This is a genomic window from Mycobacterium nebraskense (genome assembly GCF_002102255.1).
In the GTDB taxonomy this organism is placed as follows: Bacteria; Actinomycetota; Actinomycetes; order Mycobacteriales; family Mycobacteriaceae; genus Mycobacterium; species Mycobacterium nebraskense.
Map to the genome: position 1 here is coordinate 1 of NZ_LQPH01000081.1, position 12,149 is coordinate 12,149.

The window sequence follows — 12,149 nt, forward strand, 5'->3', positions numbered from 1 at the left end:
TTTCCGGCCGGCAACACACGAAGCCAAAGGTCAACGCACTGGGCCATCACCGACTCCCGAAAATGTCCTAAGTCGGGGCAGAGTTCGATCGTGGTTTGGTAGCACGACAGCTCCATAGGGAGAAATGGGTCATGAGCATGCGACCAGCGTTGGAAGCGAAGTGCTCACCGACCAAGATTTGGATGAACCCGCTCCTGCTGAAGTTCCTGCGCCTGGGAATTGGGCAGGTGATGATTGTCCGCAGGCGGCGCCAAGTGCCTTCACAGGCAACGGATCTCATCGTGCACCGGTTGCTGTCGCTCGCTGCGAACCGCAGACGGGCCACTACCTCGCTCCCGATGGGCGCTGGTATCAACTGTCCGACTTGGTGACCGGCATGAAGCCCAAGTCATGGAAGGACGTGATGCTGCCCTCTTAGGACACGGTAGGCCAGTTGGCGTTCACACGCGTGATCGCGACTTGGCCGCATGTTCGGCGGCGATGAAGGCGAAAGTCATTGCGGGTCCAAGCGTGACACCGGGGCCGGGATAAGACTTGCCCATGATGGAGGCCGTCACGTTGCCTGAGGCGTAAAGCCCCTCCATCGGCTGGCCATCGTGGCTGAGAACTTGTCCATTGGCGTTGGTGACAAACCCGCCCTTGGTGCCGAGGTCGCCCGCGTGCACCTGCGCGGCATAGAAGGGCGCGCGCTCAATCGCCCCCAGGTTTGGGTTGGGCCGCTGCGCGGGATCACCCCAGTGACGGTCGTACTTCGATTCGCCGCGATGGAAGTCCTCGTCGACTCCGGTTATGGCAAAGGCGTTGAAGCGTCGCACCGTGGCTAACAGACCGGTTTCGTCGATACCGCATTTGCGCGCCAACTCCCCAAGGCTTGAGGCGGTCTTGAGGAACCCGCTCTTGGTCATCCAACGAGGTGTGACGCCCGGCGGGCTGCCCAGGAATGGATATCTTCTGCGGTGCCGTGATTCGAAGATGAGCCATACCGGCTCGCCGCCGCGCCGCACCATGGCGCGCGCGAAATGGTAGTAGTCCCATGACTCGTTGACGAAGCGCTTGCCGTCCGAACCGACGCAGATACCGAACGGCACTGAGCGTTCGAAATGCGACGGCGACGGGGACCCGTCCGGCATCACGTACGTGGTGGCCCACCATGCGTCGTCGGACAGCTCCATCATCGCGCCAATACGCTCGGCCATCTTGATGACGTCGCCGGTGTCTTCAGGGCAGGCGCTCGACAGGGACCCGGTGATGTGATGCTGCTGACGGCGCAGGTCATCGTCGTGGGCGAAGCCGCCCGCGCACAGGATGACCCCGGCCGTTGCGGCCACGCGGCGCAGTCGTCCATTGGAGCGGATCAGCACACCCAGCGCCTTGCCCTCGTCGACCACGACATCCGCCAGACTCGTCTCGAGCCATACCGGAACCTGATACCGCTGCAGGATGACCATCAACTGGGCGACAAGGCTGTTGCCTGCCCCCAGTGGGGCCTGACCGAGAAGCTTGCGACCGTAGTGTCGGAGCGCAACATAGCCCAGCCTGCGCAAGTTCCCCTTCCCCATCAGTGGCAGGTCCGCGAGCTGAACGGCGTAGGGAAAAGCGCTGGGTCGCAATGTCTTGAGCCATGGACCAAGCTTCTTCCCGTTGAAGACGCGCTCGTCCAGACACCGTCCGACCGCGGCGTGCGGATCTTCCGACAGGTAGTCGGGGTGCCCGGTTTCGGCATCCCATCGCATGCCCGCTCCGATCAGCTCATCGACCATCCGGGGTGCGTTCTGGACGAAAGCAACCTGCCGGTCCGATGCGGTCGCAAGACCGTCAGCGGGAACTACGTTGCGCAGGAATTGGATCGCGTTCTCCGCGGAATCTTGGCAACCGGCCTTGAGCATCAGCGGGTTCGCCGGGACCCAGACGCCGCCGAGGGATAAGGCCGAAGTGCCTCCCCACACTGACGCCTTCTCGACGATGAGGGGCTTAAGGCCCCGCCGCGCGGCGATGATACCTGCCGTCAGCCCGGCGGCACCGCTGCCGACGATGACGACGTCGTAGGCGTCGTCCCAGTCATTCGATGGGGAAGCAAGCCGATCGCCCACTTGTCATCACTCCCTAATAGGGTTTCGCCCTGCGCATTTCATCGCAGAGTCATCCAAGGTCGCCTGACGTCTTGGGAGCCACCAGAGCTCCGCTCGGTGAACCGTCCGGCAACGGATCAGACCCCGTGGTAGCTGTCGCTGATCGTCTTGTACTGCGTGTATTGCCACAGCCCAGTTTCGCGGCCGAAGTCTTGGCCGATGCCGCTTTCCTTGTATCCGCCGAACGGTCCGTCGACGTCGGAACTTGCCAAATTGTGGCTGTTGACCCATGTGGTGCCGGCCTCAAGCCGAGAGCCGATGGCAAAGGCCTTGTCGATGTCTCGTGACCACACTGAGCTCGCCAGGCCATAGGGGCTGTCGTTGGCACGGCGCACGACTTCGTCGATGTCCGCGAACTTCATGACCGGCAGGATGGGACCCATCTGCTCGCAAGCCACCACCGCCGCGTGGTCAACCGGATTCAGCACCAGGTGCGGCAGCATGAAGTAGCCGCCGGTGGCGTCGGTGCCCTCGGCGTAGGAGCCGAGTTGGACGACATCGAGGCGGGCGGCTTTTGTTTCCGCGAGCAGCGCCGTGACCTTCTTGAACTGGCGCTCGTTGTTCAGCGGGCCCATCGTCACCCCGGGCCGGGATCCATCGCCCACGATGATCCGGTCGACGGCGGCCCGTAATTTGGTGACCAGCTCGTCGTAGCGCGTCTCATGAACATAGAGCCGCTTGATGGCGAAGCAGATCTGGCCGGCGTCGGCGAAGGCGCCGTTGACGATGCGGCCGATGGCCTGCTCGTCGAGTTCGGCGTCATCGAGGATGAGCGCGGCGTCGTTGCCGCCCAGTTCCAGCGTGACACTCGCCAGATGCGATGCGGCATCGGCCATTACCGCCTTACCGGTCTCGGTACTGCCGACAAACGCCACCTTGCGCACACGTCGGTCTGTGACGAGTGCCGAGCCCACCTCCGGACCGAATCCGGACACGATGTTCAGCACACCGGGAGGGAAGACCGCGGCTACGGCCGCGAGGCATTCCAGGGTGGCCAGCGGGGCGAACTCGGGGACTTTGACGACCATGGTGTTGCCGGCCATCAGTGCCGGACCGATCTTCGCGCATGCCAGCCCGACGGGAAAATTCCACGGGACGATCGCCGCGCACACACCGATGGGCTGTTTCTGCACCCGCAGGCGCCGGGTTTCGTTGTCGAGGACCTTGTCTTCGAGCCACTCGGCGTGCGGCGCGTAATAGCCGAGCGTCATTGCCCCCATTTGGAAGTCGATGAAAGACTCCATGAGCGTCTTGCCGTTCTCGGCGGTCAACATCGGTATCAAATCCGTGCTGCGCTCGTTGACGGCGCCGGCGGCCTTCATGAGCAGCGCACCCCGTTGCGCCGCCGGGGTGTCCCGCCAGGCCGAAAGTGCCTCAGCGGCAGCCTCAACCGCACTGCCGGCGTGAGCCGCCGAACCGTTGGGATAACGGCCGACGACCACGCTGAGATCCGCGGGGTTACGAACCTCGATCCAGTCGTCACTGGTGGCCGGTTTGCCAGCGATAGTCATCGTCGGTTCGATGGGCACGTGGCCGCCTTTCTTCGGATGCACCCGTTCAGATGTGGGTGTTGGTGATCGACTGGAGTTGCGTGTAGCTGTCGAGCGCTTCCTCGGTGATCTCGTAGCCGTGGCCGCTCTGCTTGGCCCCGCCGCACGGTCCGTCCGGGTGCAACGCGAATATGCTGTGCGCGTTGATGAACGTCATGCCGGCTTCCAGCCGGTCGGCCAATGCGAAGGCGCGCTCCTGGTCTGCGGACCACACCGACGACGCCAACCCGTACTCGGTGCCGTTGGCACGTGTGACGGCTTCATCATCGGAGGAGAACTTCATGATAGGCAGGATGGGCGACATCTGTTCATTCGCAACGACATCCATGTCGTCCGCGGGATCAAGCACCAGGTGCGGCAGCATGAAGTACCCGTCGGCCACGTCGGTGCCCTCGGCATAGCGGCCGAGCTGCACCCAATCGGCGGCGGCTTTCGTCTCCGCGAGCAGCTTGGTGACCTTCTCGTATTGGCGTGAGTTGTTGATGGGTCCCATGGTCACGTCGGGCCGGGTGCCGTCGCCGACCACGATCTGGTCGACGGCAGCGCTCAGCTTCTCTACCAGCTCGGCATAACGGCTGTCGTGCACGTAGAGCCGCTTGATATCGATGCAGATCTGTCCGGTATGCATGAAGGCACCGGTGACCAGTCGCTCGATCGCCTGTTCGGAGAGGTCGACGTCGTCGAGCAGGATCGCCGCGTCGTTCCCGCCGAGCTCGAGCGATAGCCGAGCCAGGTGCCCGGCGGCATCCGCCATGACCTGCCGGCCCGTTTCCGTGCTGCCGGTGAATGAGACCTTGCGCACCCCGGGATGGGTAACGAGTGCCCGGCCGATCTCCGGACCAGACCCGGACACGATATTCAGGACGCCCGGGGGAAGTAGCGAGGCCATCTCGCCGAGAGCCTGCAGCGTGGCCAACGGGCCAAATTCCGGGGCCTTGATGATCAAGGTATTGCCCGCGAGTAAGGCGGGGCCGATCTTGAGGCTCGCGATGATAAGCGGAAAGTTCCACGGGACGATCCCGACGCAGACGCCCAGTGGCTGCCTGCGGACGACGAGCCGGCCGCGGGCGTCGTCGATGATGCGGCTCTCTAGCCATTCCGGATGGGACGCGTAGGTGGCGATGTTCTGTCCGGCCACCGCGAAGTCGATCGCCGATTCACTTAGTAACTTGCCGTTTTCGGCTGTCAAGAGACTCACCCAGTCGCCGGGCGGTTCGGCCAGCACGGCGCTGGCCCTCGTGAGCAGCGCCCCTCGCTCTTCCACTGGTGTCGCACGCCAGTCCGGAAACGCGGCCGCGGCGGCCTCGACGGCCATGCCTGCGTGGGCGGCGCTTCCGCTGGGAAACCGGCCGACTACCGAACTCAGGTGAGCGGGGTTGGGAACGGTGACCCAGTCGTCGGCGGTGACCGGCTTGCCGCCGATCGTCATGTGCCCTTCGAAGCTCATCTGCGGCGACTTCCTTTCTCGAGTACAACGCTCGGTACTGGGCTTGGGCGCGTGCCGCTTGGCTCAGCTACCGCCGTATGCGTCGGATTCCAATCAACTAACCGGAGATAGACGACCGAGTCAACTATTTAGTGTAACGTCGCACCGCAGGGGCTCGAGCGGGTTGATTGAGTGGACTTCATTGATGAGCGTTTCGGACCGGGTCGATGTCGACGTGTTCCTTGCTCATGGTCGTTTTTTGCCCTCGGTGGCGTCCTTGCAGTCGGAGCAGAGCCACCCCCAGAACGGCGTTTGCGTCAGGGGCTTGACCCGAGCGCAAATCCTGCACTTCTCGACTTTCACGTGTCCTGCACCTCCCGGGCCACCGACGTGGTCCGCATCTGACATGTCAATCGGGGCAGCGATTTCCAGGCGCCACCGGCTGGGCGACGGCATGGGGCAATGCTCCGGTCGTCGCGTAAGCATAGCTTGTTTTGTCGACACTGGCGTTGTAATGTCGTCATCAATGTCGAGAGATCGAGAGGAAGCCCCGTGACGACTGCAGCCGCACCCGGAGTGCTCGAATTGCGTGCCGAGGGGGTGGGGCCGGACGTTGTCGTGCTGCCGAGTTTCGTTGGCCCGTACTGGACACCGGCGTTGGATCGACTCACATCGTCGTTTCGTGTGCACCTGCTCCAACTCCCTGGCTTCGGCGACTTCGCCGTCCCGCGCGAAGCGCGTCGGGTGCTCGACCTGGCGGCGGTCCTGAAAGTCGCGTTGGCCGACGCCGGTCTGCTCGGAGCGTCGGTGATCGGCCACTCGTTCGGGGGCTGGCTGGCACTTGAGCTGGCGCTGCTGGCGCCCCCACCAAAACTCGTGCTCGTCGACACCCTCGGCTTCCGCATCAAAGGCGAAGCGCGCCCGGACATCTTCGACCGGCCACGCGAGACGGTGCTCGACCTGGTTTATGCCGATCGGTCGGCGGCACCAACCGATTGGGAGGCGGTCGAAGACCGGCGCAATGTGGCCTCGCTGGCGAGGTACGGGTGGAACCCGTACCTATGCGATCTGTCGCTGGCTACTCGCGCCGCCGCAATCTCGTCCCCGACCCTGGTGGTGTGGGGGGAGAAGGATCGGGTGGTTCCGGCCACTCACGCCCAATTGATTGCCGATGCCATTCCGGGTGCGCGTGTAGAGATTTTGCCCGGCGCGGGCCACGACCCGTTCAGCGACGTCCCGTTGGATATCGCCGCCACGATAGGTCGATTCTTGAGCAGCGAGGAGCGCTGACGTGAAGTTCTACGCATTCCATTTCATGCCCTACCCGCATCTGGAGGAGGGCTTCAAGGACAAGTACCAGTCGGACTGGGTGACCTATCCGAACAGCAATTACGACCCGGTGGTGGGTCACCAGCTGTATACGACCTATCTCGACCAGCTGGCCTATGCGGCCGAGTTGGGCTTCGACGGCGTGTGCGTCAACGAGCACCATCAGACGTCATACGGGTTGATGCCCTCCCCCAACATCATCGCCGCGATGCTGGTGCAGCGGACGATGGGAATGCCCACCAAGATAGGGATTTTGGGCAACGCGCTGCCGTTGCGGCAGAACCCGCTGCGCGTGGCCGAGGAGCTGGCCATGCTCGACGTGATCAGTGGTGGGCGGATGATCAGCGGGTTCGTGCGGGGTATCGGGGCGGAGTACCACAGCTTCGGCATCAACCCAGCCGAGTCGCGGGACCGGTTCCGGGAGGCACATGACGTCATCGTCAAGGCATGGTCGCAGGCTGGACCGTTCTCGTTCGAAGGTGAGTTCTTCAACTATCGCTATGTGAACACCTGGCCGCGGCCTTTTCAGCGGCCGCACCCGGAGATCTGGTCGCCGTCGACGGGCAGCGGCGAGACGGTGGTCTGGGCCGCCGAGCGAGGTTATACCTACGTTCAGGTGTTCTCGCCGATTGAAAGCGTCAAAAAGATCTTCGACGAGTACCGCGAAGCCGCAGAGGGATTCGGAATTCCGGGTGCATCCACCCGCCTGGGCTGGGCGCCGGCTGTTTATGTCGCCGAGAGCGACGCGCAGGCCGAAGACGAATTCTGGCCTCAGGCAGATATGTACTTCAACAACCTGTTCCCCAATCCGATGCACCGCCTCTTCCCGCCGAACTACATGGAGGAGAAGACGCTCGAACGGGTGCTGTCGCTGCGGGGTGATCTGGACAAGAAGACGGACTTCAACACGTTGAAGTCGAACTACACGGCCATCGTCGGTAGCCCGGAGACGGTGATCGGCATGCTCGAGGAGGCCCATGACCTACTCGGGTTCGAGCACCTCGTGATGTACGTCCACATGGGTGGTCTCAGTGATCAGCTGACCCGCAACAATATTCGCCGCATCGCCACTGAGATCATCCCGAAGGTGCGTGACCACCAGAGCAAGCGAGATGAAACTGTCGGCGCGATTAAAGCGTGAAAGGGTGACCAGCGTCGACATCGGAGCAATCTCCGTCACCCCGGTTGTCGACAGCGTGGTTCGCGTCGTACCAACACAGGCCTACGAGAAGACTTCGCCGGTCGATTGGTCGCGCCATAATGCGCTGCTCGATGATGACGGCCTGCTCCGGCTGACGCTCGGCGGCTACGTCGTGCGCTCGGCCGACCGCGTCATCCTCGTCGATGCGGGTGTCGGTCCAGACGACCGGCCGGGCAAGAACGCGACCATGCCCGGGGGCAAGATGCTGCACAACCTGCAAGCGTCGGGTATCGCCGCCGAGGATGTCACCGACGTGATCTTCACCCACTTGCACATCGATCACGTGGGTTGGGGAGCGGTCGGCGAACAAGTCATCTTTCCGAACGCGACTTACCGTTGCCACCAAGCCGATTGGGACTATTTCACGAACGGTGGCGCGATGGGGGCCCCGGAGAAGATGGCGGTGATGGCGCCGGTCATGGAGTGCTGGAGCTCCTCAACGACATTGGCGCCGGGCCTGGACGTGGTTGGCGCCCCAGGGCATACACCGGGGTCGTCGATCGTGGTCCTCTCCGACGGCGATAAGCGTTGCGTGCTGCTCGGCGATGTCGTGCACTGCCCGGCCGAACTGGCCGAGGACGAGTGGGAGACCATCGGCGACGTCGACCCGGCGCTCGCACGACGGACTGCGACACAGCTCGCCAAGGAGTACGAGGGCAGTGATATCCCCATCGGGGCCGCACATTTCAGCGATCTACGGTTTGGGCGGCTACTGGTGGGCGAGCGGCGGCGAAGGTGGGTTTTCGCATGACGGGGCCGAAGTTACGAGCGGACTCCGAGCGTGTGGTCAGTGCGTATGGCGCCGAGGTCGAACGCTATCGCGCCGCTGGGGAGTGGGGTGACCAAACGATCGTCGAGGTGTTCCGTGGTCACGTTGCACGCCGTCCGGCCGCCCTGGCGGTCGTCACCGTCGAGGGTGCGCTGACCTACGGTGAGCTCGACCGGCGTTCGGACGCTTTGGCGCTCGGCCTGACCGAGGCCGGCCTACGCCCAGGTGACCCCGTCATCTTCCAGATGGGCAATGAACTGGAAACGGTGATCGCTTTCTACGGTGTGTTGAAGGCGGGGCTCGTGCCGGTGTGCAGCATTCCGAATCATCGACTTCACGAGGTCACCCACATTGCGGCGGCGACCGGCGCGCGGGCCCACATTTTCCAGGCCGATTACCGCACGTACGATCTTGCCGGCTTGAGCTCCGAGCTGGTCGATCAGTGCCCGGGTATCGCGGTGCGGATCGGGGTCCGTGGCCGGTGTTCCGGCGGGGCAACGTCGCTCGACGAGCTCATCGCAGACAAGAACCCCGCCCGCGCACGGGCGGTGGTCGACGAGATTCAGCGGGAGCTGTCACCGGAGGACGTGGCGATTTTTCAGCTTTCGGGCGGCACGACTGGCGTGCCGAAGGTGATCCCGCACACGCACGCCGCGTACTTGTCGATCGCTTCGCGATGGTCGCAGAACTTCGGGTGGGACGAGCAGACCGTAACCCTGCACTTCTTGCCGGTGATGCATCATGCCGGGCTGGGAACCGTTTTGGTGCCAACGCATTTCGTCGGCGGCACGGTTGTTCTGGGTCGTTCGGTCGACGCCGAATTGCTGGTCGGCCTGATCGAGCGCTACCGGGTGACGTGGATGCACTTCAACATGGCGGCGTTTCGGCCTTTGATGGACTACAGCGCGCAAGTCGATTGCGACTTCAGCTCGATCAAACATTTCATGTGGGTCTTTGTCCGCCCGGAGCTGTCCGCGCAGGCCGAGAAGATGCTCGGCGCGACCGCGATCGGCAGCTTCGGGGCGGGCGAGGGCGTGCATTTGTCTGCGCGGCCGGATGATCCGGCCGAAATACGGCGCTACAGCGCGGGTTCGACGATCGGTGCGCACGACGAAGTCGTCATCCGGGATCCGGACAGCGAGGAGCCCGTCGGCGAGGGCGAGGTAGGTGAGCTGACCTTCCGCGGTCCCAGCGTGATTCGATCGTATTTGTCCGAGGAGCATTCGGCGAAGGCGTTCACTTCAGACGGCTTCTATCGCAGCGGCGACCTGGGCCATGTGGAGATGATCGCCGGCCGGCGCTGCTACGTGGTGGACGGGCGACTCAAGGATCAGATCAGCCGGGGCGGTGAGAAAGTGATGGCCCCCGAACTGGAGTTGCTGCTGCACGATCACCCTGAGGTGCGGGAGGTGGCCGCGATCGGCATGCCGGATCCGGCTCTGGGTGAGCGGATTTGCGTCGTTGTAGTGCCCGAGGTCGCGGTCGCTGATCCCGAGGCATTGCGGATGCGGCTTGTCGAGCACCTGGACAAGCGCCACGTGGCCAAGTTCAAGTGGCCCGAACGGGTGGTGCTGATCGATGAGTTGCCCAAAACGGGAGTGGGCAAGGTCCGCAAGGATGTTCTGCGCAGCTGGGTCGAATCCGGCGGTGCGCCAGAGAAAGTGAGGAACTGACATGGTGACAAAGCTTGCGGGCGGGATGCGAGGTGTCGATCACGTCGCCTACCCGACGTGGAAGCTGGCAGAGACCGTTCACTTCTACCGCGACGTACTCGGTTTTCCACTCAAGCACTGCATTCTGGCGCCGGGTTGGGGTAACGACCCGCATCCTGACTTTGCGCATTTCTTCTTCGACATCGGCGCTAACGGAACCATCGCGTTCTTCTACTACTTCAACACTCCGGAGTATCGCGACCCGAACATTCCTGACCGCATCAACCGGGCACGCCATCTCGCGCTGGCCGTCGACACCCTTGAAGAACTCGACTACTACCAGAAGCGCATCGAAGACGGCGGCTACCAATTGCGGTTCCGCATCATGCACGAGCTCATCGAGTCGATCTACGTGTGGGACCCCAACGGTTACGGCATCGAGATCTCCCGTCCACTGCGGGCCCTGCAGGAGGCCGACACCGTCGACACCGAGCTGTCCATCCAGGCGCTCGTCGATGTCACGCAGGGTCCGGAGCCGACGCTGGCCAAGGTATGGGAGCGCAAGGCCGAACTCATCGCAGAGAAGCTGGGGGTCAGCCATGTCTAGTGTCTTTTTCGCAGACATCCCCGAGACCGAGCCGATCTGGAACCGCGCGGTCGCCGACAGTGAAGTTGAGGTCCGACACGTCGGCCCGTACGTCGAATTGCGTTTCCGCGACGGGATTACGATCGACCGGCGCAGCACCGGTACTCGGCACGCCGTCTGGTACAGCTGCCTGGGTGCACTAGAGAATGCCCGGGTGGTGCAGTTCGACAAGGACGCCCTGCGCATCGTGGCCGATAGCAGATCGTGACCGCACCGACCAAGCGACTGGGACATCGGCCGCGGATGGAGCCGCCGCCGATGCCCGATGGCGTGACGGCTTCCGTCACCGCTGTCAAGACGGCCGACGATGCGTCGGCGCCGGGCATCCTCTACACCGTTGAGGGCGCGACCACGGCGGTCACGTTGATGCATCCTCGTCAGGACCTGGCGCGGCATCACCTGATCCCGGCCCTGCTGGAGGCGGGCTTCGCGGTATGGGCTCAAGGCTCGCGAACCGTCAATAACGACCTGACGCTCATTCACGAGGAGGCCGTCCTGGATGCCGCCGCGGGTTTCGCGCAATTGCGCGACCGCGGTTTCGAGCACATCGTCGCCTGCGGCCCCTCGGGTGGCGCTGCGCTGTATGCCTTCTATGTCCAGCAGGCCAGTCGAGCGCCCGACGATCGCATCCGGATGACGCCCGGGGGCAAGCCGATTCCCCTTGACAAGGCGATCATGCCCGTCCCCGATGCCGTGATCTTTCTGGCCGCGCACCCCGGGCAGGGCGAGTTGTTGCTGGGCTGCATCGACGGCGCCGTTGCCGATGAATCCGACCCACTGTCGACGGTGGCCGAGCTGGATATCTTCGACGAAGCCAACGGTTTTCGCGAGCCACCCGCCAGCTCGCAGTACCCGCCGGAGTTCCTGGCTCGCTACCGCGAGGCGCAACGATCGAGGGTGGAGCGGATCGATGCGCACGCCCGTTACCTGATCGACGAGCGGATGGAAGCGAAGGAGCGGTTCAAGACGAGTAAGCGGGCCGTTGACCGTCGGGCCGGTGTCATGTCGAAGGTCATCACGGTATACCGCACCGACGCCGACCCGCGAACGCTGGACCTTTCCCTCGACCCGTCGGAGAGGCCCTATGGGTCGATCCACGGCCGTCGCCCTGACCTCATCAACTTCGGGGTCACGGGCTTTGGCCGGCTCACCACCGCTGACGCGTGGCTGTCCACCTGGTCGGGGCTGTCCTCGAACGCCGGATTCGTCGCATGCGCACCCGAGGTCACCATCCCGAGTCTGTTCATCGAATACACCGGTGACCAAGCGACTTTCCCCTCGGTGGCACGGGAGATGTTCGATGCGATCGGCGCGACCGACAAGGCCCACGAGCGCATCGTCGGCACCCATTTCGGCGGATCGCCGACACCGGACGGACCGCCGGGAGGGGCCCTGTCGGGTAATTCCATTGTGAGCTGGTTGCGCCAGCGCGTCCCTAGCGCTTGAG

Annotated in this window: 10 protein-coding genes; 7 read left to right on the forward strand and 3 right to left on the reverse strand. The window is 63.7% G+C overall.

Going from position 1 to position 12,149, the window contains the following annotated elements:
• Nucleotides 1-440: 440 nt before the first annotated feature.
• From AWC17_RS08610 to AWC17_RS08620, 3 genes are all read right to left on the reverse strand, one after another.
• Entirely contained in the window at nucleotides 441-2,090 is a 1,650-nt protein-coding gene (locus AWC17_RS08610) for an FAD-dependent oxidoreductase (protein WP_046181694.1), read from the reverse strand.
• 116 nt (nucleotides 2,091-2,206) lie between these two features.
• A complete protein-coding gene (locus AWC17_RS08615; RefSeq protein WP_141224556.1) occupies nucleotides 2,207-3,658 on the reverse strand; it encodes an aldehyde dehydrogenase family protein in 1,452 nt (483 codons plus the stop codon).
• A 28-nt stretch (nucleotides 3,659-3,686) separates the two neighbouring features.
• Complete coding sequence (locus AWC17_RS08620) at nucleotides 3,687-5,126, reverse strand: aldehyde dehydrogenase family protein (RefSeq protein ID WP_046181695.1); 1,440 nt, start codon at nucleotides 5,124-5,126, stop codon at nucleotides 3,687-3,689.
• A 531-nt stretch (nucleotides 5,127-5,657) separates the two neighbouring features.
• On the opposite strand from AWC17_RS08620, the gene AWC17_RS08625 reads away from it, so the two are divergent.
• The 7 genes from AWC17_RS08625 to AWC17_RS08655 are packed head-to-tail and all read left to right on the forward strand — an operon-like array spanning nucleotide 5,658 to nucleotide 12,148.
• Nucleotides 5,658-6,395: an alpha/beta fold hydrolase gene (locus AWC17_RS08625; protein WP_167385558.1), complete on the forward strand. Its 738-nt coding sequence runs from the start codon at nucleotides 5,658-5,660 to the stop codon at nucleotides 6,393-6,395.
• Between the two features lies 1 nt (nucleotide 6,396).
• On the forward strand, nucleotides 6,397-7,575 hold the full coding sequence (locus AWC17_RS08630; RefSeq protein ID WP_046181696.1) for an LLM class flavin-dependent oxidoreductase: 1,179 nt from the start codon (nucleotides 6,397-6,399) through the stop codon (nucleotides 7,573-7,575).
• Between the two features lie 4 nt (nucleotides 7,576-7,579).
• A complete protein-coding gene (locus AWC17_RS08635) occupies nucleotides 7,580-8,386 on the forward strand; it encodes an MBL fold metallo-hydrolase (protein ID WP_052742675.1) in 807 nt (268 codons plus the stop codon).
• Nucleotides 8,383-10,077 (forward strand): AMP-binding protein, encoded by a 1,695-nt coding sequence (locus AWC17_RS08640; RefSeq protein ID WP_082122794.1) that lies wholly within the window; start codon nucleotides 8,383-8,385, stop codon nucleotides 10,075-10,077. The genes AWC17_RS08635 and AWC17_RS08640 overlap by 4 nt, the downstream gene beginning before the upstream one ends.
• Nucleotide 10,078: 1 nt before the next feature.
• Complete coding sequence (locus tag AWC17_RS08645) at nucleotides 10,079-10,663, forward strand: VOC family protein (protein WP_052742676.1); 585 nt, start codon at nucleotides 10,079-10,081, stop codon at nucleotides 10,661-10,663.
• Nucleotides 10,656-10,910 (forward strand): hypothetical protein, encoded by a 255-nt coding sequence (locus tag AWC17_RS08650; protein ID WP_046181698.1) that lies wholly within the window; start codon nucleotides 10,656-10,658, stop codon nucleotides 10,908-10,910. Before AWC17_RS08645 ends, AWC17_RS08650 begins: the two co-directional genes overlap by 8 nt.
• Nucleotides 10,907-12,148 carry a hypothetical protein gene (locus AWC17_RS08655; protein WP_046181699.1) on the forward strand — a complete coding sequence of 414 codons (1,242 nt, stop codon included), beginning with the start codon at nucleotides 10,907-10,909 and terminating at the stop codon, nucleotides 12,146-12,148. Before AWC17_RS08650 ends, AWC17_RS08655 begins: the two co-directional genes overlap by 4 nt.
• Nucleotide 12,149 lies beyond the last annotated feature (1 nt).